Consider the following 21,825-nt stretch of genomic DNA (forward strand, 5'->3'; position numbering starts at 1 on the left):
GGTTACGCTCGCAGCATGAAGCCTGTGCGCATCGCCCTGGGAGTCTTCCTCGTCCTCATCGGGGCGGTCTGGTTCCTCCAGGGCATCGACGTGCTCGGGGGCAGCGTGATGAGCGGGGTGACCATGTGGGCGGTGATCGGCCCCATCGTCGCCGTCGGAGGTGCGGTCCTCGTGGTCAACGGGGTGCGTGGCGGTCGCCACCGCACGCTGCACGAGGACTGAGCCTCAGCCCTCGAACGACACCTCGAGGGTGATCGGCACCGCGGACAGGGCCTGGCTCACGGGGCAACCGGCCTTGGCCGCCTGCGCCGCCTCGTCGAACTGCTCGGCGCTCAACCCGGGCACGACGCCCTTGACGGACAGGGCGATCCCAGTGATCCCCGTGCCCGGCTGGAACGTCACCGCGGCCTTGGTGTCGATGGTGGTCGCCGGGGTGCCGGCCTGGGCCAGGCCGTGCGAGAGCGCCATCGAGAAGCAGGTCGAGTGGGCGGCGGCGATGAGCTCCTCAGGGCTGGTCCTGCCGTTGGCCTCCTCCGCGCGGGAGGGCCACGTCACGTCATACGTGCCGAGACCCGACGAGTCGAGGGTGACCTGGCCGGCCCCCTCCATGAGCGAGCCCTCCCAGTGGGCGGAGGCGTTGCGGGTGGTGGCCATGTCTTCTCCTAGCGGTGTGGTTTGGTCGGCGGAGCGGGGTGGGGCGGCTGGCGCTGAGCGGGGTGGTGCGGTCGAGGCGATGGGGCACGAGGAGTCAGAAGGCGGTGTAGCCGCCGTCGGCGACGAGCACCGAACCGGTCACGAACGACGATGCGTCGCTGGCGAGGAACACGACGGCCGGGGCCAGCTCCTCGACCGTGCCGTAACGCTGCAGGGGCGCGTCCTCGATCCAGTGCCGGCGGAACTTCGGGTCGTCGACCGGTGACATGTCGGTCTTGATGTAGCCCGGGGCCAGCGCGTTCACCCTCACCCCGTGCGGACCCCACTCGGCGGCGAGGCTGCGCGTCAGGTGGTGCACAGCGGCCTTGGAGGCGTTGTAGGCGGGCTGCCACTGCGGGCGGTTGACGATGAAGCCGGACATCGAGCCGATGTTGACGATCGAGCCGGACCGTTGCGCGACGAAGTGGCGGCCGAAGGTCTGCGAGCAGGTCCACACGGCATCGACGTTGACCGCCATGACCGCCCGCCAGTCCTCGGGAGTGACGTCCAGGGCCGGGGCGTGGACGCAGGCGCCGGCGTTGTTCACGAGGACGTCCACCTGCCCGAAAGAGGCGAGGGTGCTGTCGAGGACACGCTGCACGTCTTCGGCCACGGTGACGTCCGCCGCAACGAACTCGGTGCGGATCCCCTTGGTGCGCAGGGTCGAGAGCACGGTCTCGGCGGCCTCGGCGTCGCGGCCCACGAGGACGACGGAGGCGCCGGCGTCACCGAGCGCCTCGGCGAACCCGGCCCCCAGCCCGCGCGTCCCGCCGGTGACGACGGCGACCCGACCGGCGAGGGAGAAGCGCTCCAGTGCACCCATGCGTGCCAATCTAGGGCGCGGCGCCGGTGAGGGCGAGGGATGGACCCGGTCAGGGGGCCAGGAACTGCAGACGCGTGCTGTCGTTCCACCGCACCAGCAGGGTCGCACTGCCGCGGCGGTGCGGGCACGGGCTGACCTGCTCGTTGCAGGGGACGAGGAACATCCGGTCGCCGTTCTGCACGAGCAGCCGCAGTCCCCGGTAGCGGTAGCGGAAGGTCTGGCCCTCCTCGAAGGGCAGCCTGGTCTCAGTGATGTCGGGGCTGCGCAGGTAGAGCCGCTCGCGGGTGTCGACGACGACGCGAGGCAGGTCCTCGAGGTGACCGGCCTGCTCCTGCGCGAGCCCGGTCCCCGACCACTGCGCGAGCGTGGCGTTCGCCCAGAACACGGCTGCGGCCACGGTGATCCAGAGCGCGACGCGCAGCCGCACCGAGCCCCCTCCCAGCCCGAGCACGTATGCCGTGACGGTGCCACCGAGGGCCATGAGCGCGGGCGTGGCCAGGGGGTAGTAGGGCCACCGGCCGACGATCGTGTAGGCGAACAGCAGCACCAGTCCGGCGCCCAGCAGGCCCAGTCCGGAGCCGAGCGCGACCGGGGCTCGCTGCCTCAGCCGAGGAGCCAGCCAGCGGTTGAGGGCCAGCGCCGCCGCGACGAGCAGGACCAGGACGAGCAGGGGGACGAGCAGCGGTCCGGGACTGCGCATGACGAAGCTCTGGGTCGACAGCCCGATGGTGTCCACGTCGAGACCGAAGTAGAGGTACTGCGCCCGGGTGGAGACGTAGCCGAAGTAGAACAGCAGCGCGCTCAGTGCGGTCGCCGGCGCCACGATGTTGCCCGCCACGCTGTAGACGCGGTCCCAGGACACCCCGGGGCGCGCGTCCTCGCCGGCCATCATCCGCCGCTGGACGCGGTGGTGGTGCTGTCGGTCGGGGCGGTCGTCGCGGTGTCGCTGCCGGGACCGGTCGTGCTGTCGGTGGCCGTGTCCGTCGTCGTGTCGGCTGTCGTGTCGGTCGGCCCTGCGGGGACCTGGGGGACGTTGAGCGACACGGACAGCTGCTGCTCCTGGCCCAGGGCAGCCACGAACCGGCGGCACACCGGGGACGCGTCGTCGGGACAGAAGACCAGCCCCCCGAGGCCGAGCGAGGGGCTGGCGTCCGGGGGGACGTCGCCGACGGCACGGACCGCGAGGTCGCACTGTAGGGCTGAGGTGCGGAAGACGTGGCGCAGGCAGCTGGGTCGCTGGGCTCCGCAGCCGGAGCCGACGGCCTCGAACGCGGCGGGGTCGAACGTCACCCCGGTGATCTCGACCCCGGTCCCTGGCGGAATCTGCCCGTCCTGGCTCGCGATCCAGGACACGTGGGCGCACTGGAGCAGCGGGTCGGTCGCGTCGTCCTGCGAGTCGCCACCGATGGGCAGCCGGGCCACCGAGATCCCCGGGTTGCCGTTGCTGCCTGAGCCGTCGGAGGTGTCGGGCGTGGTGGGTTCGACGGCGGGGGAGTCGAACGTCTCCGTGTCGCCGGCCGACGACGACCCGCCACCGCCGGGGGACGCCTGGGTGCCGCTCGTCGTGGCGCCAGCGGGTGGCGTGCTCCCCGAAGCGCATCCTGTGAGGACGGCACAGGCGAGGACGAGGACGGCAACGAGCGCACCCATGCAGCGCGACACCGTCACCGTCCCCGGCGCGGGCCGCGGCTCGGGTGCGCCACGTGGTCCCTGCGGGTCGGTGTCGTTCGGCTCCGGCAGTGCACTGACGACGGCCATCTGTGCACACCTCCGTCGGTGGTGCGGTCCGCAGCACGAATCAGGAGGAGAACGCTGCGGATGACTCAGGGTGCGCCCGGTAGCGGCGTGGTGGCATCGGCAATCTGACGTAGCGAAACGGCGTGTGCGTGGTGCAACCGGGTCATACCGGGCAGGCGAAGACGCCGTCGCGGGCGATGGGCCGGCCCGGGCCGCCGTGGGCGACCCGGGCCGGGAGGGTGGACTGCCGGTCAGCGAGCGAGCAGCTCCTCGAAGGGCACGGGGTCCGCCAGCTCACCCACGGCGCGGGCGGGCGGAGCGGCAGCGACCCGGCCGGCGACGAGGTCGGCCAGCTCGGCAGCCGCGACGTCGATCCGCGTCGACAGACCGTGGGCAAGGTCGCCGCCACCCCAGTCCTCAGAGGCCGCGAAGACACCGGTTGGCACCGTGATCGCCTTGAGGTAGGCGAACATCGGGCGCATCGCGTGCTCGAGGACGAGTGAGTGCCGGGCGGTGCCGGCGGTCGCACCCATCAGCAGCGGGGTGCCGCGCAGGGCACCTTCGTCGAGGACGTCGAAGAACGTCTTGAACAGTCCGCTGTATGACGCCTGGAACACCGGTGTCACGGCGATCACGGCATCGGCTGCGGCGACGGCGTCGACCGCCTCGCGCAGCCCACCGGTGGGGAAGCCGGTGAGCAGCGCGTTGGCCAGGTCGTGGGCGTGCTCGCGCAGGTCGACGACCTCGACGGCCGTCTCCTGCCCGCGTTCCAGCAGGGCGTCGCGGGTGGCGGCTGAGAGCCGGTCGGCGAGCAGGCGCGTCGAGGACGGCTGGCCGAGGCCTGCCTGCACGACGACAACCCGCCGCGGGGCCTGTTGCTGCGAAACGGTGTTGGTCACCGGGTCACCTCCAGGGTGCGGGCCGCTGCGAGGCGGCTGGCGTGGGTCGGGGCATCCGGCACGTGGGCCGGCTTGCGCGCTGCTGCGATCTTGCGGAGCTCTGGCACGACCTGGGTCCCGAGGATCTCGACCTGCTCCATCACCGTCTGGTGGGGGAGCCCTGCGTGGTCGATGAGGAAGAGCTGGCGCTGGTAGTCGCCGACGGAGTCGGCCATCGCGGCATACCGCTCGATGACCTGCTCGGGCGAACCCACGGTGAGGGGGGTCTCCCGGCTGAAGTCCTCCAGCGACGGGCCGTGGCCGTAGACGGGGGCGTTGTCGAAGTAGGGGCGGAACTCGCGCACCGCGTCCTGGCTGTTGGCCCGCATGAACACCTGTCCGCCGAGGCCGACGATGGCCTGGTCGGCACTGCCGTGACCGTAGTGCTCGAAGCGGCGCCGGTAGAGCGCCACCATCTGACGGGTGTGGCTCATCGGCCAGAAGATGTTGTTGTGGAAGAAGCCGTCGCCGTAGTACGCGGCCTGCTCGGCGATCTCGGGGCTGCGGATCGAGCCGTGCCAGACGAACGGCGCGATGCCGTCGAGCGGGCGCGGGGTGGCGGTGAACGACTGGAGCGGCGTGCGGTACTTGCCCTCCCAGGTGACGACGTCCTCGGTCCACAGGCGCCGGAGCAGCGCGTAGTTCTCGATGGCGAGCGGGATGCCGTCGCGGATGTCCTTGCCGAACCACGGGTAGACGGGCCCGGTGTTGCCGCGGCCCATCATCAGGTCGACGCGGCCGTCGGAGAGGTGCTGCAGGGTGGCGTAGTCCTCGGCGATCTTCACCGGGTCGTTCGTCGTGATGAGCGTCGTGGACGTCGACAGCAGCAGCCGTGACGTCTGAGCGGCGATGAACCCCAGCGTCGTGGTGGGGGAGGAGGGCACGAAGGGCGGGTTGTGGTGCTCGCCGGTCGCGAAGACGTCGAGGCCGACCTGCTCGACGTGCTTGGCGAGCTCGACGGTGTCCTTGATGCGCTGGTGCTCGCTGACGGTGGTGCCCGTGGTGGGGTCGGTGGTCAGGTCGCCGACGGTGAAGATCCCGAACTGCATCAGTCTCGCCTCTCATGTAGGTAGTTGCGAATTCAACTACATCAACCGAGGGTGTGTCACATCCATTCCCGCAGGTGCGGCGACGGGACCGCCCGTTGGAAGGTCGTCGGGAGAGCCCTCCAGGACCCGCGGGAGCTGCTCAGCTCGGCTTCGCCTCCAGGCCGGTGCAGGCATTCGCCTGCTCCCACAGCCCGTGCAGGCGCTTGGTGTCCGCAGCCCCCGGACGACGCGGTATGCCGTCGGCGCCGATGAGCATGGGCGTCCAGCTCGCGGTGCGCACCACGCTGTGGCCGTATGACCCGGTGCCCTTGGCCGCCTTGACGTCCACGGAGAGGGTGAGGACACCCGAGCGGGAGTCCGGCTCACGGCTGCGCCACCAGACGAAGTTGCCCAGCCCGTAGGCGACGTAGGACCTGCCCAGCCAGCCGGCGCCGTTGACCCGGTGGGAGTGACCGCCGACGATGATGTCGGCGCCGGCCTCCTCGAGCGCCTGGGCGGTGTCGGCGGAGAGGGGGTCGGGACACTTCTGGTAGTCCAGCCCCCAGTGGAGGAAGACCACGACGAGGTCGTACTTCCGGGACGCCGCCGAGACGGCCTTGCGCAGCCGGACGATCGGCGACGCACTGGCGATGCCGCCCTTGCCGGGGCCGGCGGAGTACCGCGCGAGCGTCATCTCGAAGACCTCGGAGGCGCCGAAGACCGCGACCTCCAGGCCCTTGGCGGACAGGACAGCGGGAGCGTAGGCCTCGTCCTCGTCGGCGCCGATGCCGACGATCGGGATGGGGCTGGCCTTCTTCGCCGCCAGGGTGTCCTGGAGGCCCACCGGTCCGTAGTCGACGCCGTGGTTGTTGGCCATGCTGACCGCGTCCACCCCGGCGCCCTGCACCGTCGCCAGCGCGGAGGCCGGCGCCCGGAAGTGGAACTCCTTGCCGATCTTGGTTCCTCGCGTGGTGATGGCCGTCTCGAGGTTCACCATCGACAGGTCGGCAGCCCCGAGGGAGTCGCGCAGCTCGGCCAGACCGTCGGGCCGCGATGCGAGGGGGGCCAGGTAGTCCTCGAAGTGCACGTCGCCCGCGAAGGCCATCGTGAGGGTGCTCGGGTCGCTCGGCTTCGACGCGGTGCTGGTCGCTCGGGTGGTCGGTGTCGCCGTTGCCGTCGCCGTCGCCGTCGACCCGGTGGACGGCGACGGTGCGCTGCTGCTGTTCGTGGCCCCGGTCGCCGGGGTCGTGGCAGCTGTGGCCGTCGCGCCCCGGGGGGCGGCCGTCTCCCCGTCGGGAGAGCCGCTCGAGCAGGAGGCCGTCAGGGTGACCGAGAGGGCGGCAGCGGTGACCGCTGCGAGTGGGCGCATGGGCGCCGAGTGTAGGTCGCCCTAGGATCGCCATCGTGGAGGCGGCCGCATCGGGACACGGGCGGTTCGGCTCGCTCGTCGCGACCGAGCCCGTCGAGGTGCGCCGCGACCTCAGCGGGCTCGACGAGCTGGGGTCGGGCTTCTGGGCCGTGGTCGCCGAGTTCGAGGGTGCGGTCACCGCGGTGCGGTTCGCCCGGGTCGAACGGGATGTCCCGCCACCGCCCGCGGTGGGCTGGAGGCCCCTGACCGGTGAGTGGGCCACGAGCCTGGACGAGGCGGCATACCTCTGCGGTGTGCGCGAGATCCGCGAGCGGATCGCCGCGGGCACGGTCTACCAGGTGAACCTCTGCCGGGTGATGTCCCACGAGCTCGCCGAGGAGGCTGACCTCGACGGGTTGGCGCAGCTGCTCGCACGGGGCAACCCCGCGCCGTACGCCTCGCGGATCCACGTCCCCGGCGCGGGACTGGACGTCGTGTGCGCCAGCCCCGAGGCGTTCCTCGTGCGTGACGGTGCGCGGCTGGAGTCGCGCCCCATCAAGGGGACCGCGACGCACCTCGAGGCCATGCTGCCCAAGGACTACGCGGAGAACGTCATGATCGTCGACCTCGTCCGCAACGACCTGTCGCACGTCAGCCGCCCCGGGACGGTGCGGGTGGACCACCTCTGCACCCCCGAGGAGCACCCCGGTCTGGTGCACCTCGTCTCGGCGGTGTCCGGCGAGCTGCGTCCGGGGGCCGGCTGGGACGACGTCATGGCGGCGACGTTCCCGCCGGGCTCGGTGTCCGGTGCCCCCAAACACACTGCGCTGCAGGCGATCAACGACCTCGAGCCAGTGCCTCGAGGTCCGTACTGCGGTGCCGTCGGGTGGGTCGACGTCGACTCGGGGACCGCGGAGCTCGCGGTCGGCATCCGCACGTTCTGGGCAGAGCGGGACCTCGACGGACGGCGCTTGCTGCGGTTCGGCACCGGCGCCGGCATCACCTGGGGGTCCGACCCCGCTGGTGAGTGGGAGGAGACACGGGTCAAGGCCGCACGGCTGGTCGGCCTCGCATCTGGGAGGGTGGACGCATGAGCAGCGTGAGGGTCTGGGTCAACGGTCGGCTGACGGGGGTGGACGAGCCGTCCATCGCGGCACTCGACCACGGGGTGACCGTCGGGGACGGGGCGTTCGAGACGGCCAAGGTCGACCGGGGGCAGGTCTTCGCGGCGTCGCGGCACGCCCGGCGCCTCGACCGCACCATGGCCGGGCTCGGGCTGCCGGCCGCCGACCACGACTACCTCGCCGAGGGCGTCAAGGCCGTCCTCGCCGCCGGCGACCCGATCGAGTTCGGACGCCTGCGCTACTCGGTCACCGGGGGAGCGGGGCCGCTCGGCTCCGACCGCGACGACAGCCCGCTCACCTACATCGTCACCGCCGGGGCCCAGCCGCGTCCGCCGGCCAGCGCGACGCTCGCCGTCACCCCGTGGACCCGCAACGAGAGGTCCGCCGTGGCGGGCCTGAAGACGACCTCGTATGCCGAGAACGTCGTCGCCCTGGCCTACGCCAAGGAACGCGGGGCGATCGAGGCGGTCTTCGCCAACACCAGGGGCGAGCTGTGCGAGTGCACCGGTTCCAACATCTTCGTCGTCACCGGTGGGGTGCTGCGGACGCCGCCGCTGGACTCGGGCTGCCTGGCCGGCATCACTCGCGAGGTGACGATCGAGTGGTGCCGCGAGGACGGCATGGAGGTCGTCGAGGAGGCGCTGCCCCTGGAGGTCCTGCAGTCCGCCGACGAGGTCTTCATCACGAGCAGCACCAAGGACGTCCTGCCGATCCACGCCGTCGACGACCGCACTCTGAAGGTCGGTCCGGTGACCCGCCGCGCCGCGGAGGTGTTTGCCCGGCTGTGTCAGGAGAGAATGGACCCGTGACCGACCAGACACGGGGCCGCACCCCCGATGCCGAGCAGGCCGAGCCCGAGGACAAGGACTGGGAGTGGCGGCGCAAGATCCGCTCCAACCCGCACAGCCACCGCATCTACAAGTGGGTCGTCGGGATCGTCGGCACCATCGTCACCGTGGTCGGCCTCATCGCCGTCCCGGCCCCCGGACCGGGCTGGCTGATCGTGTTCGTCGGTGTCGGCATCCTCGCCTCGGAGTTCGAGTGGGCCCAGCGGCTCCTCGACTGGGGCAAGGCGCGCCTCGCCGACTGGAACGACTGGCTGGCGCCCAAGCCGTGGTGGTTCAAGGGTCTCGTGGGCCTGATGACCCTGGCCCTCGTCGCCTTGGTGTTCTACGGGCTGTTCCTCATCTCCGGCATCCCGGGCTTCGTCCCCGACGTCATCCAGCACCGGTTGACCAGGCTCCCGGGGCTCTGACGGCCGGGCCGCAGACGAGCGGGGGACACGGCGACGGACCCCGGATTTCACCCATCGCCCCACGTCCCGCTATTCTTCGGCAGGTCCGCGAGGGCACCTGGACGTGTAGCTCAGTTGGTTAGAGCGTTCGCTTCACACGCGAGAGGCCATGGGTTCGAGTCCCTTCACGTCCACCGAGCACAGATGGCCCCTGAACTGCGTCGATGCGGTTCAGGGGCCTTCGTCGTCCCCGCCAGTCGCCGGGCTGCTCGCCCCGGCTTCGTGTCGTGCGCGTGGTGCTTCGCCGCCCGACGGCGGCGGCGCGACGGCAGCCTGAGGGCCCCGCCACCGATCTGCGGCGGGGAGCAGGCCGGTGGCGTCATACTCGGTCGTCGCCGCAGAGGCCGGCGACCGGGAGGCAGCGAACGCGAACAGCAGTGGCCAGCAGAGCATGGGCGGGCCCACCCAGGACGAGGTGCAGGCGATGTGCCAGCTCCTCGGCGCGGTGGCCGTGAAGCAGGGCCTGGACCTGGACAAGGTGTTCGAGGGCGCGCCTGCCACGACCGACTGCCAGGATGCCGCGCGGCAGGCCGCCAATCCCTGACGGTGGATACTGACGGTGGACCCCGGGGGGCCACGCCGGCGACTGCGGCATAACATCCGGAGGGTGAGCGATTCGATGCAGACCACAACCATCCGGATCATCGGCTACGACGGTGACGAGGTCGAGGCCTACCTCGCCAGGCCGGACGGTGACGGCCCCCGCGGTGGTGTCGTCGTCATCCACCACATGCCCGGCTACGACCGCGCCACCAAGGAGATCGTGCGCCGGTTCGCCGAGCTCGGGTATGACGCGATCTGCCCGAACCTCTACTGGCGCGAGGCTCCCGGTGCCGACCCCTCGGACGCCGCAGCGACTGCGCGGGCCAACGGGGGAGTGCCGGACGAGCGGCTCGTCGGCGACGTGGCCGGTGCGGCTGCGCACCTGCGATCACTGCCGACCAGCAACGGCAAGGTGGGTGTCATGGGGTACTGCTCGGGCGGCCGCCAGAGCGTCCTGGCCGCCTGTCACGTCGACCTCGACGCCGCGGTGGACTGCTACGGCGCGTTCGTGACCGGAACGCCACCGGAGGGTTTCCCGCTCAAGGTGACGAACCTCGTCGAGCAGCTCCCGGAGCTGCGTGCGCCGCTGCTCGGGCTGTTCGGCGCCGACGACAGGACGCCGAGCCCGGAGCACGTCGCCGAGCTCGACCAGCGGCTGACCCAGCTCGGCAAGCCGCACGAGTTCCACTCCTACGACGGGGCACCGCACGCGTTCTTCGCGGTGGACCGACCGTCCTACCGGCCGGAGGCGGCCAACGACGGCTGGGAGCGCATCGCCACCTTCTTCGACACCCACCTCGCGACGACGGGAGCCTGACGTGTGCACCTACGCGACCGTGACCGAGTCGGTCGACGGCAGCGCCAAGGGCCCCGGAGGCCAGTGGTTCCACGTGAGCGACGCGACGGTCTACTACGACCACCCCGTCCACGCGATGGCAGAACACACCCTCAACATCGACCTGGCCGACCCCTCGAGAGGACCCGGCCAACGGGTGGCGGTCGAGCTGACCCGCGAGTCGGCGACCCGTCTGCGCGACGCCATCGACGCGGCCCTGGCGTCCGCCCCCGAGGGAGTCTGATGACCGACGGCGAGACATCGGCGACCGTGCTGGGACTGCACATCCACCCCGTCAAGGGTGCGCCCGGACGTGACCTCCAGGACGCCCTCGTCGACGAGGAAGGGCTCCGGGGCGACCGCCGCAAGAAGGCCCCCGTGCAGGTCATCGCCGCCGAGGACGTCGCGGACGACACCCGGGCCAACGTCGTGGTGACCCTCACCTCCCAGGACCTCGCGGCGACCGTCGGTGCGGTCCTGCGCCTCGGCGAGGTCGAGCTCGCCGTCACCGGCCCCGCCGGCAGCTGCCCGGGGGTGTATGCCGGCGTGCGGCGGGGCGGCACGCTGCACCTGGGCGACGCCGTGTCCGTCGTGGGGGAACCCGCGTGACGGCTGTCCGGCCTGCGGCATATGGTCGTGCGGTGCTCAAGAACTTCTCCGGGAGGCGTGGGGTGCGCGCGACCTCGAAGGCCGCAGAGGGCCTCCTGGCTCGGTTCACGGCGCGGACCGCCCCTCGGCCGATGGTCGGTGCGGCAGATCACCACGCAGCGGTCGAGCGGCTGTCAGCGAGCTACCGCGCCATACCTGCCCACGCCACGGTGCGCCTCGCGAAGAAGACCTCCAACCTCTTCCGCGCCAGGGCGAGGACTGACGTCCCCGGCCTCGACGTCTCCGGACTGGCCGGCGTGCTGTCGGTGGACCCCGTGACGCGCACCGCGGACGTCCAGGGCATGTGCACCTACGCCGACCTCGTGGACGCCACCCTCGCGCACGGCCTGGCGCCGCTCGTCGTCCCCCAGCTGAAGACGATCACCCTGGGTGGCGCGGTGACCGGGCTCGGCATCGAGTCGACGTCGTTCCGCAGCGGCCTTCCCCACGAGTCGGTCCTTGAGATGGACATCCTCACCGGCAGCGGTGAGATCGTCACCGCTCGGCCAGAAGGTGAGCACGCCGACCTGTTCCACGGGTTCCCCAACTCCTACGGCACGCTCGGCTACGCGACCCGCCTGCGCATCGCTCTCGAGGAGGTGGATGCAGCAATTGCCCTGCGGCACCTGCGATTCCACGACATCGAGACGCTCGTCACCACGATGGGACTGGTCGTCGAGACCGGCGAGCACGACGGCGAGGCAGTCGACTACCTCGACGGCGTCGTGTTCTCGGCCACCGAGTCCTACCTCACGCTGGGTCGTCGCTCGCCGCTGACCGGGCCGACCAGCGACTACACCGGCCAGGACATCTACTACCGCTCGATCCAGCACGACGGCGCCCGGCCGCGCACCGACCTGCTCACCACGCACGACTACCTCTGGCGCTGGGACACCGACTGGTTCTGGTGCAGTCGGGCGTTCGGCGTGCAGCGGCCGATGGTGCGCCGCTTGTGGCCCAAGCGATTTCGCAACAGCGCCTCGTACTGGAAGCTCATCGCCCTCGACCACCGGTTCGACGTGGCCGACCGGCTCGAGGCCCGCCACGGCCGGCCGCCGCGGGAGCGTGTGGTGCAGGACATCGAGGTGCCGATCACGCGCACGACCGAGTTCGTCGAGTGGTTCCTGCGCGAGGTGCCGATCGAGCCGATCTGGCTCTGCCCGGTCCGCAGCACCGGCCGCTGGCCGCTCTACCCGCTGCGCCCGGGGGAGACCTACGTCAACGTGGGCTTCTGGTCCAGCGTGCCCCGTGCCCCCGACGACCCCGGTGCGACCAACCGCCTCATCGAGGCCAAGGTCACTGACCTCCAAGGCCACAAGTCCCTGTACTCCGACTCCTTCTATGACGAGGGTGAGTTCTGGAGCCTCTACGGCGGCGACACCTACGCCGCGCTCAAGGCCCGGTACGACCCGCGTTCCCGACTTCTCGACCTCTACTCCAAGGCGGTGCGACGCACATGACGATCCTCAAGAGCAACCGACTCGACTCCGACTCCCATCCTGCGAAGCTGTCGATGGCGCAGATCCTGGACGCCGTCACCGCGGGGGAGGTGCCGTTGCGCTTCACGGCCTACGACGGGTCCCGGACCGGTCCCGACGACGCCGAGTTCGGGCTCGACCTGCGGACGCCGCGCGGTGCGAGCTACCTGGCGACCGCTCCCGGCGACCTCGGCATGGCGCGCGCCTACGTCGCCGGCGACATCGGCCTGCTCGGGGTGCATCCCGCCGACCCCTACCCGCTGCTCGCCGCGATGGGCGAGGTGCACTTCCAGATGCCGACGGCCAGGACCGCGGCCGCCATCGCCCGCTCGCTGGGCGTGGAGCTGCTCAAGCCCCCGCCGCCGCCGCCCCAGGAGACGCTGCCGCGGTGGCGCCGGGTGGCCGAGGGCCTGCGGCACACCCGCACCCGTGACGCGGAGGCGATCCACCACCACTACGACGTCTCCAACGCGTTCTACGAGCGGGTGCTCGGACCGTCGATGACCTACACCTGCGCCGCATACCCGCAGGACTCCTCCACCCTCGAAGAAGCCCAGGAGAACAAGTACCGCCTGGTCTTCGACAAGCTCCGCCTCAAGCAGGGCGACCGACTGCTCGACATCGGTTGTGGCTGGGGTGGCATGGTCCGGTATGCCGCGCGGCGCGGCGTGCGCGTCATCGGCGCCACCCTGTCGGCCGAGCAGGCCGCGTGGGCCCAGGCCGCGATCGAGCGCGAGGGGCTGGGTCACCTGGCGGAGGTGCGGCACACCGACTACCGCGACGTCACCGAGACCGGCTTCGACGCGATCTCCTCGATCGGGCTGACCGAGCACATCGGCATCCGCAACTACCCGTCGTACTTCCGGTTCATGGAGGACCGCCTGCGCCCAGGCGGTCTGCTGCTCAACCACTGCATCACCCGTCCGGACAACAGGCGGACCTCGACCGGGGCGTTCATCGACCGCTACGTCTTCCCGGACGGTGAGCTCACCGGGTCGGGCACCATCATCAGCACGATCCAGGACGTCGGCGGCCTGGAGGTGCGTCACGAGGAGAACCTGCGCGAGCACTACGCGCGCACCCTCGCCGGGTGGTGCGACAACCTGCGCGAGAACTGGGACGCCTGCGTGGCCGAGGTGGGCGAGGCGACTGCTCGCGTCTGGGGGCTCTACATGGCGGGTTCGCGACTCGGGTTCGAGCGCAACGTCGTCCAGCTCCACCAGGTGCTGGCCGTGAAGCTCGGCGACAAGGGGGAGGCGGGGCTGCCCCTGCGTCCCTGGTGGGAAGGCTGATGGACCAGCGCGTCTCGCTGGTCACCCTCGGCGTGGGCGACCTCGCCCGCGCCGAGGCGTTCTACACGGCGCTGGGCTGGCAGCGGGGCAACGACGAGCAGGACGTCGTCTTCTTCCAGTGCGGCGGCATGGTCGTTGCCCTCTGGGACCGAGGTTCGCTGGCCGAGGACTCCGTGGTCACCGACGGTGGCGGGTGGGGTGGTGTCACGCTGGCGCTCAACGTCGGCAGCCCTGCCGAGGTCGATGCCGTCCTCGACGAGGCGCGGGCAGCCGGGGCGAGGATCGGGCGCACCGGCGCCAGGACCGAGTGGGGCGGGTACTCGGGGGTCTTCCTCGATCCCGACGGCCACCCCTGGGAGGTCGCCCACAACCCGTTCTGGACGGTCACCGACGACGGCCGCACCCTCCTGCGCCAGCCCTGACCCTCGGGGTCAGAGGAGCGGCGCCAGCAGCTCGGTGCCCAGCCACTCCTTGGGGATGCCGAAGGCGCCGACGAGGTCCTGGGCGTGCGGGCGCAGCGTCGCGCAGAGGTCGTTGACCGCGGCGGTCACCTGCTTGCTGCGCGCCGGCGTGATCCGGCCGTGCTCGAGGTACCAGCCCTTGTCGGACTCGATCGAGCTCAGGGCGTAGAGGTCGCAGACCGTGGACAGCATCGCCGCGGCGGCGCGGTCCTCGCACCCGTCGATGGCGGCGACGAACGCCTCGAGGATGGTCCGGTCGACGTGGGCGCGGGCGGCCTCGACGACGTGGTCCTGGGCGACGTTGAAGACCTCGAACAGGTCTGCCCCGGGCTTGCCCGCCTTGCGCATCCGCAGGGCAACGGTCTCCAGGAGGTGCCGCTCGCGGTCCTCGAAGAGCGCGAGCTGCCAACCGCGGTCGGTCGGTCCCTTCTCGCTGTCGCGCCCCGGGGCTGCGGCCACGAGGCGATCGACGAGGCTGCGTGCCGCGGTGCGTTCGATGACCGCGCCGGCGAACTGGCGCGCGCCGAAACGCACCATGCCCAGGGTGTCGAGGTTGCCGAAGCTGTCGCGGTAGTCGGTGAGCAGCCCCTTGGCCACGAGCTGCAGGAGCACCGTGTTGTCGCCCTCGAACGTCGTGAAGACGTCGGTGTCGGCCTTGAGCGACGGCAGCCGGTTGACCGACAGGTAGCCGGCGCCACCGCACGCCTCCCGGCACATCTGGATGGTGGCCGTGGCGTGGGCCGTCGACACGGCCTTGATCCCGGCCGCGCGGGCCTCGAGCTCACGCTGGCGGTGCTCGTCCACCTCGTCGCCGGCGCTCTGGACGTCGTGCATCAGGGAGACGAGCTCGTTCTGGGCGAGCTGGAGGGCGTAGGACTTCGCCAGGGCCGGGAGCAGCTTGCGCTGGTGCGTGCGGTAGTCGAGCAGCACGACCTCGTCCGGTGCGCCGGGCGGGGTGAACTGGCGGCGGTGCCCCGCATACGTCACGGCCAGGGTGAGTGCCGTCCGGGTGGCCGCACCCGCGGCCCCGGCCACGCTGACGCGACCTCGGACCAGGGTGCCCAGCATCGTGAAGAACCGACGCGTGGAGTTCTCGATGGGGGACGTGTAGCGACCCTTCTCGTCGATGTCGCCGTACCGGTTGAGCAGGTTGGTGCGCGGCACCCGCACGTGGTCGAAGGACAGCCGCCCGTTGTCGACACCGGCCAGGCCGGCCTTGGCGCCGCAGTCGCCGATCGTGACACCGGGTGAGGCCTGTCCGTGCTCGTCCCGGATGGGCACGAGGACGCAGTGCACTCCGTGGCTCTCCCCGTCCGTGACGAGCTGGGCGAACACCGCGGCGAGGCGGCCGTCGCGCGCGGCGCCCCCGATGTAGTCCTTGCGGGCCCGCAGGTCCGGGGTGTGGACGACGAGCTCGTCGGTCTCGGCGTCGTAGGTCGCCGTCGTCCCGAGCGACTGGACGTCGGAGCCGTGCCCGGTCTCGGTCATCGCGAAGCAGCCCGGAAGTGTCGCATCGATGATGCGCGGCAGGTACTCGGCGTGGTGGGCCGAGGTGCCGAGGTTCGCCACCGCGCCACCGAACAACCCCCAGTGCACCCCGGCCTTGACCATGACGGAGAGGTCGGCGTGGCCGAGCATCTCGAACGCCGTGACCGAGCCACCGAGGTCGCCGTTGCCGCCGGCCTCCTTGGGGAAGCCGCGCGCCGGGTGGCCGGTGGCAGCGATCTTCTGCACCTGGTCGGCGACACGGGCGCGATACTCCTCCATCGTCAGCTCGGCCTCGGGGGGCGCGAAGTCGCTGGGGGACAGGTCGGTGCGGGCCTCGTCCTTGATGTGGGCCCAGCGGCCGTCCAGGGTGCGGCGCAGTTCGGTGGCAAGGTCGGACATGGTGGCTCCTCTGGTCAGGCAGCTCGGGTCAGGCTCGGGTCAGGCGGATGGGTACGAGTCCGGTCAGGCGGATGGGGACGGGTCGGGCCAGGCGGCGGACAGGCCGCCCCAGGCCAGGTCGGTGAGGTGCGTCGTGAGCTCGGATCGGCTCAGGCCCGGGTCGGCGAGCCAGTGGTCGGCGGCCGCTCGCACCATGCCCACCACCCCGGCTCCCCAGACCGTCGCGGCCGACGGGTCGCGTCCGGCCGACGCGAGCGCGGCCCGGAGCAGGGCGGACATCTGGTCGGCGATGTGGCTCGTGACGGCCAGCGCCGGGTCGCCCCCGGAGTGCGTGTCGAGCAGCGGTGCGTTGACGACGAACCGGTAGACCTCGGGGTCGCGCTCGACGAGGGCGAGGTAGGAGTCGATCGCCGCGGCGATCACCGCACGGGGAGCTGCGCCGGCGCTGGCGAGGTCCGGGCTGCCGTCGACGCCGCCTTCGCCCATCGCCGCGCCCAGGTCACGCAGGATGCGCGCGTCGACGCTCTCCGACACCGCGGCATACAGGCCGGCGCGGTCGGTGAAGTGGCGGTAGAACACCGTCTTCGAGGTGCCGGCGGCGGCAGCGATGTCGTCCATGCCGACCCCGGCCCCGTGCTCACGGATGGCGCGCAGCGTGGCCTCGACGAGCTCGCGTCGCCGGGTGGCGCGGTGCTCGTCCCAGCGGGTGCTGCGGCCGTCGGTGGTGGTGCTCACGTCGTCGACGGTAGCAGGTACCAACCGTACCTGCTACCGTCAGTATCAGTAACCCTCGACCTCCAGGAGCATCCCGTGCCCGCACCAGCGAAGCCCCGTCGCGCCGCCGTCATCGGCGGCAACCGCATCCCGTTCGCCCGCGCCAACAGCACGTATGCCAAGGCCTCCAACCAGGACATGCTCACCGCCGCGCTGGAGGGCCTGGTGGCCAGGTTCGGGCTGGCGGGGGAGCAGGTCGGGGAGGTCGCCGCAGGTGCGGTGCTCAAGCACAGTCGCGACTTCAACCTGACCCGCGAGTCCGTCCTGGGGTCGAGCCTGGCGCCCACCACGCCGGCCTACGACGTGCAGCAGGCCTGCGGCACCGGCCTCGAGGCTGCTGTCCTCGTCGCCAACAAGATCGCCCTCGGCCAGGTCGAGTCCGGCGTGGCGGGCGGCACAGACACCGCCTCCGACGCACCGATCGCCGTGAACGAGGGCCTGCGCGAGGCCTTGCTGGCCCTCAACCGCGCCAAGACCCCGGCGCAGCGGCTCAAGGCGGCCGCCAAGCTGCGCCCGGGGCAGCTCGTCCCGGAGATCCCGCGCAACGTCGAGCCCCGGACCGGGCTGTCGATGGGGGAGCACATGGCGCAGACCGCGGCCCAGTGGGGGATCAGCCGCGAGGCGCAGGACGAGCTGGCCGTCGCCAGCCACCGCAACCTCGCAGCCGCCTACGACCGGGGCTTCTTCGACGACCTCCTCACGCCCTACCTCGGCCTGACTCGCGACCAGAACCTGCGCGCCGACTCCTCTGTCGACAAGCTCGCGAAGCTCAAGCCGGTCTTCGGGCGCGGCGACGACGCCACCATGACGGCCGCCAACTCCACCCCGCTGACGGACGGTGCCTCCGTGGTGCTGCTGGGCAGTGACGAGTGGGCCGCAGAGCGCGGGCTTCCCGTGCTGGCGCACGTGGTCGACGCGCAGACCGCCGCGGTCGACTACGTCACCGGCCACGAGGGCCTGCTCATGGCGCCGGCCTACGCGCTGCCCCACCTGCTCGAGCGGCAGGGCATGAAGCTGCAGGACTTCGACCTCGTCGAGATCCACGAGGCCTTCGCCGCCACCGTTCTCTGCACGCTCTCCGCGTGGGAGAGCGAGTCGTTCTGCCGGGACCGGCTGGGTCTCGACGCCCCGATCGGCGCGCTCGACCGCAGCAGGCTCAACGTCAACGGCTCGTCCCTGGCTGCAGGTCATCCCTTCGCCGCCACGGGTGGACGCATCGTCGCCTCCCTGGCGAAGTCGCTGCAGGAGAAGGGATCCGGTGCGCGTGGCCTGATCTCGATCTGTGCAGCCGGTGGTCAGGGCGTCATGGCGATCCTCGAGGCGGCCTGACATGCCCGGCGCCTACGCAGGATTCGTCAACAGTGCGGTCGGCACGAAGCTCGCCGCCCAGCTCGGGCTCCCGCGACCGGTGCGGCTGCGCCGGTATGCCGCGGACGCTCCTCTCGTCGAAGGTCCCGTCCTCGTCGGCGGACTCACCTCGGCACCGGCGGCCAGCCAGGTCAGGGACCTGCTGTCGCGAGCCGGGGTCGAGGTCGTGGACACGGTCGCCGAGGGCACCAAGGTCGGTGCCGTCGTCATCGACCTCACCACCGTGCAGGAGCCGGCCGACCTCGATGTCGTGCGCGTCGTGCTTGCTCCGGCGGTGAAGGCACTGCGTGCCTCGGGTCGCGTCGTCATCATCGGTGCCGAACCGGCGACGGCGACGACCGTCGCGCAAGCCGCCGCTCGGCGCGCCCTCGAGGGGATCACCCGCTCCGTGGGCAAGGAGCTGCGCGCCGGTGCCACGGCCAACCTCGTCCTCGTCGCCGACGGGGCCGAGGCCAACACCGACGCGGCGCTGCGGTTCCTGCTGTCCGGCCGCTCGGCATACGTCGACGGGCAGGTGGTGCGCGTCGGAGCGGGCGACCCCACCGAGCCTGCTGACTGGGCGCGTCCGCTCGACGGCAAGGTGGCCGTCGTGACCGGGGCCGCGCGCGGGATCGGCGCGGCGATCGCCGAGGTGCTCGCTCGTGACGGGGCGCATGTCGTCTGTGTCGACATCCCGGCGGCGGGGGATTCGCTGGCCCGCACCGCCAACCGCGTCGGGGGCACTGCGCTGCAGGTCGACGTCACCGCTGCCGACGCCGGGCAGCGGATCCTCGACCACGCGACCGAGCGCTTCGGCGGGCTGGACGTCGTCGTGCACAACGCCGGCATCACCCGCGACAAGCTGCTCGCCAACATGGACGAGTCACGCTGGGCATCGGTGCTGGACGTCAACCTCGGCTCCATCCTGCGGATGAACGAGGTCCTGTTGGGGGAGAATGGGATCCGCGACGGGGGTCACGTCGTGCTGGTCTCGTCCATCGCGGGGATCGCGGGCAACCGGGGCCAGACCAACTACGCCGCCTCCAAGGCCGGAGTGATCGGGCTCGTTGACGCGATGTCGGCGGACCCGGACCTGCGTCGTCGCGCGATCACCGTCAACGCCGTGGCTCCGGGGTTCATCGAGACGGAAATGACGGCCAAGGTTCCCTTTGCCACCCGGGAGGTTGGCCGGCTGCTCAACTCCCTGAGCCAGGGTGGTCTTCCCGTCGACGTCGCCGAGACGATCGCGTGGTTCAGCCAGGACGCCAACGCCGGCGTGACCGGCAACGTCGTCCGGGTCTGTGGCCAGAGCCTGTTGGGGGCCTGACGTGGAACTGCGCGAGGTCTCGTCGGTTCCTGCCCTGGCCCCGATGTTCGCGCGGGCCGCGCTCACCCAGCGCGGTCGCCCGGGTCGTGACGGGCACCTGCCGAACCACGGCCTGCGGCTGACCGGGGTCGACGTCGACCGCGGGCACCTGCTCGACTACCAGCACCTCTGCCGGTTCGCCGGGGGAGACGTGCTGCCGCACACCTACCCGCACGTCCTGGGGTTCCCCCTGCAGGTGCAGCTGATGGCCGACCGGGCGTTCCCGCTGCCGTTGCCCGGGCTGGTGCACCTCGAGAACCACATCACGGTGCACCGACTCCTGACAGCCGACGACCGGCTCGACCTCACGGTGCACGCGGCGGACCTCCGCCCGCACGCCAAGGGAACGCTGGTGGACCTCGTCACGGAGGTGGACGTGGATGGCGAGCGGGTCTGGGAAGGGCGCAGCACCTACCTGAGGCGCGGACGCGGTGACGCGAACGCCGTTGCAGGGCAGGCTCCTCCCGCACTTCCTGACGGCCCGCCAGTCGGCCTCCTCCGTCTTCCCGAGGGTCTCGGGCGGTCGTATGCCGCGGTGTCCGGCGACGTCAACCCCATCCACCTCCACGCCCTGAGTGCCAAGGCGATGGGCTTCCCGCGGGCCATCGCCCACGGCATGTGGACGGCCGCGCGGACGTTGGCCACGCTCGGTACGGCGGCAAGTGGTCCCTCGACGTCCACCGTGTGGTTCCGCAAGCCGGTGCTCCTGCCCTCGACCGTGCAGGTCGTCGTCGACGACAGCCACGACCGGCACGGCTTGGTCGACCGGCACGGCCGGGTCGTCGCTGGGCTGCGCTCGGGTGGCGACCCGGTCCGCGAGCACCTCGTACTGACTCTGGAGACCTGACTCGGGAGACGTGACCCCCGGGCGCCCGACCGTTGCGCCCCATTCGTCCTGGTTGGTGGGGGCTTGCCGCGCGCGAATTGGTGGGGCCCCGGTCGCCCGCCTAGGGTCGGCAGGATGGACGAACCAGCGCGGGACGAGCCCGAGAACTTCGTGGGACGCGCCCGGGCAGTCGTGTCGAGCTGGTGGACCTCAGCCGGGCAGGCACTTCGAGTTGCCGGGCCGCAGCGTGACGCCGCCCTGCTCATGGGCAAGGCGGCCCTGGCGACGGTTATCGCCTGGCAGTTCGCGGTCCTGGTCCTGCACAGCCCCAGCCCGTTCTATGCGCCGATGGCCGCCCTGCTGGTGGTCGACAAGACGATGGTGCGGTCACTGGGTGCCAGTGCCCAACGTGTGGTCGCCGTCGTCGTGGGGATGAGCGCCGCGTGGCTCGTCGGGACCACGTTGGGGGTGCACTGGTGGAGCATGCTCCCCGTCATCTACCTCGCCCTGCTGATAGCGCGGTGGAAGCGGCTCGGTGACCACGGCATCCAAGTGCCCACGATGGTGCTGCTCTCCTGCTGACGGTCGGCGGCACCAACGTGGAGTTCACCTACCTCACCATCATCGAGACGCTGGCCGGCGGCGTCATCGGCGTGGCCACCAACGCGATCGTCCTGGCGCCCCTGCACATCCAGCAGCCGCGCGAGCAGATCATCTCGCTCACCTCCCGGGTGTGCAGGCTGCTCAACGACATCGCGGCAGGTCTGCGTGAGGGCTGGGACACCCAGGAGGCTCGAGCCTGGTACGACACGAGCACCGAGCTGATCGCTCTGGCCCCCACGATCCAGCAGGAGATCGAGACCGGCCGGGAGAGCATGCGGTTCAACCCGCGCGACAACCTGCGCGGCCTGGAGATCGACTGGGCTGGTTATGAGCAGACCGTGGAGGCGGTCCGTAGGGCGCAGTGGCAGCTGTCAGGAATCGCCCGCACGCTGGTGGACGCCGCGGACGAGGACGAGAGCCAGCCGACGCCGACGAAGCGGTTCCTCGAGTGCTATGCGGAGGCGCTCGACAAGATCGCCGGTGCCCTCAGCCACTTCGGGCTCGCGGGTGACGACGAGGCCGCAGCCGTGTCGGACTACCTGCGTTCGGCCTCCGACATCCTCGACCAGCTCGGCCACGAAGTTCGAGAGAGCGAGCTCGAGGACCCGCGCGCGTGGCCTGCGTACGGCTCGCTCCTGCTCGATGCCCAACGGCTCATGCGCGAGCTGGAGATGGCCAGCGCCAAGGCGGTCATGCCGACCGACAGCGGCCCGATCCGCAAGCCCGGACGCCGCGTCATCGGCCGCTGAACCGGCTTGGCTGGTCGTCTGCCAGCGTCCT

25 protein-coding genes and 1 tRNA gene are annotated in these 21,825 nt (G+C 71.3%); 17 read left to right on the forward strand and 9 right to left on the reverse strand.

The genetic code is table 11. The features are described 5' to 3' along the window. The first annotated feature begins 15 nt into the window (after nucleotides 1-15). Complete coding sequence (locus ABEG17_RS17310; protein WP_406830725.1) at nucleotides 16-222, forward strand: hypothetical protein; 207 nt, start codon at nucleotides 16-18, stop codon at nucleotides 220-222. A 3-nt stretch (nucleotides 223-225) separates the two neighbouring features. On the opposite strand, the gene ABEG17_RS17315 is transcribed toward ABEG17_RS17310, so the two are convergent. The 7 genes from ABEG17_RS17315 to ABEG17_RS17345 form a co-directional block, all read right to left on the reverse strand. Then, nucleotides 226-654: an OsmC family protein gene (locus ABEG17_RS17315; protein WP_406830726.1), complete on the reverse strand. Its 429-nt coding sequence runs from the start codon at nucleotides 652-654 to the stop codon at nucleotides 226-228. 94 nt (nucleotides 655-748) lie between these two features. Beyond that, nucleotides 749-1,516, reverse strand: coding sequence for an SDR family NAD(P)-dependent oxidoreductase (locus tag ABEG17_RS17320; RefSeq protein WP_406830727.1), 768 nt, complete (start codon nucleotides 1,514-1,516; stop codon nucleotides 749-751). Between the two features lie 49 nt (nucleotides 1,517-1,565). Further along, entirely contained in the window at nucleotides 1,566-2,405 is an 840-nt protein-coding gene (locus ABEG17_RS17325; RefSeq protein ID WP_406830728.1) for a hypothetical protein, read from the reverse strand. Then, on the reverse strand, nucleotides 2,405-3,274 hold the full coding sequence (locus ABEG17_RS17330; protein ID WP_406830729.1) for a hypothetical protein: 870 nt from the start codon (nucleotides 3,272-3,274) through the stop codon (nucleotides 2,405-2,407). The genes ABEG17_RS17325 and ABEG17_RS17330 overlap by 1 nt, the downstream gene beginning before the upstream one ends. Before the next feature lie 230 nt (nucleotides 3,275-3,504). Further along, the gene (locus tag ABEG17_RS17335; RefSeq protein ID WP_406830730.1) at nucleotides 3,505-4,152 is read right to left on the reverse strand and encodes an FMN reductase; all 648 of its coding nucleotides are present in this window, start codon (nucleotides 4,150-4,152) and stop codon (nucleotides 3,505-3,507) included. After that, on the reverse strand, nucleotides 4,149-5,240 hold the full coding sequence (locus ABEG17_RS17340; protein WP_406830731.1) for an LLM class flavin-dependent oxidoreductase: 1,092 nt from the start codon (nucleotides 5,238-5,240) through the stop codon (nucleotides 4,149-4,151). The genes ABEG17_RS17335 and ABEG17_RS17340 overlap by 4 nt, the downstream gene beginning before the upstream one ends. Nucleotides 5,241-5,379: 139 nt before the next feature. Beyond that, entirely contained in the window at nucleotides 5,380-6,588 is a 1,209-nt protein-coding gene (locus tag ABEG17_RS17345; RefSeq protein ID WP_406830732.1) for a CapA family protein, read from the reverse strand. Between the two features lie 35 nt (nucleotides 6,589-6,623). Here ABEG17_RS17345 and ABEG17_RS17350 point away from each other — a divergent pair, with 35 nt between their 5' ends. From ABEG17_RS17350 to ABEG17_RS17400, 11 genes are all read left to right on the forward strand, one after another. Then, nucleotides 6,624-7,661 carry a chorismate-binding protein gene (locus tag ABEG17_RS17350; protein WP_406830733.1) on the forward strand — a complete coding sequence of 346 codons (1,038 nt, stop codon included), beginning with the start codon at nucleotides 6,624-6,626 and terminating at the stop codon, nucleotides 7,659-7,661. Continuing rightward, the gene (locus ABEG17_RS17355; protein ID WP_406830734.1) at nucleotides 7,658-8,500 is read left to right on the forward strand and encodes an aminotransferase class IV; all 843 of its coding nucleotides are present in this window, start codon (nucleotides 7,658-7,660) and stop codon (nucleotides 8,498-8,500) included. Before ABEG17_RS17350 ends, ABEG17_RS17355 begins: the two co-directional genes overlap by 4 nt. Next, nucleotides 8,497-8,946, forward strand: a complete 450-nt coding sequence (locus ABEG17_RS17360) for a TIGR02611 family protein (RefSeq protein ID WP_406830735.1) — start codon at nucleotides 8,497-8,499, stop codon at nucleotides 8,944-8,946. The genes ABEG17_RS17355 and ABEG17_RS17360 overlap by 4 nt, the downstream gene beginning before the upstream one ends. A 99-nt stretch (nucleotides 8,947-9,045) precedes the next feature. Beyond that, a tRNA-Val gene (locus tag ABEG17_RS17365) sits at nucleotides 9,046-9,119 on the forward strand. Between the two features lie 179 nt (nucleotides 9,120-9,298). Further along, entirely contained in the window at nucleotides 9,299-9,529 is a 231-nt protein-coding gene (locus tag ABEG17_RS17370) for a hypothetical protein (protein WP_406830736.1), read from the forward strand. 75 nt (nucleotides 9,530-9,604) lie between these two features. Further along, complete coding sequence (locus ABEG17_RS17375) at nucleotides 9,605-10,345, forward strand: dienelactone hydrolase family protein (RefSeq protein ID WP_406830737.1); 741 nt, start codon at nucleotides 9,605-9,607, stop codon at nucleotides 10,343-10,345. Nucleotide 10,346: 1 nt separating this feature from the next. Next, entirely contained in the window at nucleotides 10,347-10,607 is a 261-nt protein-coding gene (locus ABEG17_RS17380) for a DUF6295 family protein (protein ID WP_406830738.1), read from the forward strand. Beyond that, nucleotides 10,607-10,972, forward strand: a complete 366-nt coding sequence (locus ABEG17_RS17385; protein ID WP_406830739.1) for a hypothetical protein — start codon at nucleotides 10,607-10,609, stop codon at nucleotides 10,970-10,972. Before ABEG17_RS17380 ends, ABEG17_RS17385 begins: the two co-directional genes overlap by 1 nt. Nucleotides 10,973-11,004: 32 nt before the next feature. Further along, nucleotides 11,005-12,471 (forward strand): FAD-binding oxidoreductase, encoded by a 1,467-nt coding sequence (locus ABEG17_RS17390; RefSeq protein WP_406830740.1) that lies wholly within the window; start codon nucleotides 11,005-11,007, stop codon nucleotides 12,469-12,471. Continuing rightward, nucleotides 12,468-13,781 carry a class I SAM-dependent methyltransferase gene (locus tag ABEG17_RS17395; RefSeq protein WP_406830741.1) on the forward strand — a complete coding sequence of 438 codons (1,314 nt, stop codon included), beginning with the start codon at nucleotides 12,468-12,470 and terminating at the stop codon, nucleotides 13,779-13,781. Before ABEG17_RS17390 ends, ABEG17_RS17395 begins: the two co-directional genes overlap by 4 nt. Further along, complete coding sequence (locus ABEG17_RS17400) at nucleotides 13,781-14,203, forward strand: VOC family protein (protein WP_406830742.1); 423 nt, start codon at nucleotides 13,781-13,783, stop codon at nucleotides 14,201-14,203. The genes ABEG17_RS17395 and ABEG17_RS17400 overlap by 1 nt, the downstream gene beginning before the upstream one ends. Nucleotides 14,204-14,212: 9 nt before the next feature. Here ABEG17_RS17400 and ABEG17_RS17405 read toward each other — a convergent pair whose 3' ends face one another. After that, on the reverse strand, nucleotides 14,213-16,129 hold the full coding sequence (locus tag ABEG17_RS17405; protein ID WP_406830743.1) for an acyl-CoA dehydrogenase: 1,917 nt from the start codon (nucleotides 16,127-16,129) through the stop codon (nucleotides 14,213-14,215). Between the two features lie 63 nt (nucleotides 16,130-16,192). Continuing rightward, on the reverse strand, nucleotides 16,193-16,864 hold the full coding sequence (locus ABEG17_RS17410; protein ID WP_406830744.1) for a TetR family transcriptional regulator: 672 nt from the start codon (nucleotides 16,862-16,864) through the stop codon (nucleotides 16,193-16,195). Nucleotides 16,865-16,939: 75 nt separating this feature from the next. On the opposite strand from ABEG17_RS17410, the gene ABEG17_RS17415 reads away from it, so the two are divergent. The 5 genes from ABEG17_RS17415 (at nucleotide 16,940) to ABEG17_RS17435 (ending at nucleotide 21,794) form a co-directional block, all read left to right on the forward strand. Continuing rightward, nucleotides 16,940-18,232 carry an acetyl-CoA C-acetyltransferase gene (locus tag ABEG17_RS17415; protein ID WP_406830745.1) on the forward strand — a complete coding sequence of 431 codons (1,293 nt, stop codon included), beginning with the start codon at nucleotides 16,940-16,942 and terminating at the stop codon, nucleotides 18,230-18,232. Nucleotide 18,233: 1 nt separating this feature from the next. Continuing rightward, on the forward strand, nucleotides 18,234-19,577 hold the full coding sequence (locus ABEG17_RS17420) for a 3-oxoacyl-ACP reductase (protein ID WP_406830746.1): 1,344 nt from the start codon (nucleotides 18,234-18,236) through the stop codon (nucleotides 19,575-19,577). Nucleotide 19,578: 1 nt separating this feature from the next. Continuing rightward, on the forward strand, nucleotides 19,579-20,463 hold the full coding sequence (locus ABEG17_RS17425; RefSeq protein WP_406830747.1) for a MaoC/PaaZ C-terminal domain-containing protein: 885 nt from the start codon (nucleotides 19,579-19,581) through the stop codon (nucleotides 20,461-20,463). 114 nt (nucleotides 20,464-20,577) lie between these two features. Further along, nucleotides 20,578-21,024, forward strand: coding sequence for an FUSC family protein (locus ABEG17_RS17430; protein WP_406830748.1), 447 nt, complete (start codon nucleotides 20,578-20,580; stop codon nucleotides 21,022-21,024). A 17-nt stretch (nucleotides 21,025-21,041) separates the two neighbouring features. After that, on the forward strand, nucleotides 21,042-21,794 hold the full coding sequence (locus ABEG17_RS17435) for a hypothetical protein (RefSeq protein WP_406830749.1): 753 nt from the start codon (nucleotides 21,042-21,044) through the stop codon (nucleotides 21,792-21,794). Nucleotides 21,795-21,825: the final 31 nt, after the last annotated feature.

This window comes from Pedococcus sp. KACC 23699, from assembly GCF_045348425.1.
GTDB lineage: Bacteria > Actinomycetota > Actinomycetes > Actinomycetales > Dermatophilaceae > Pedococcus.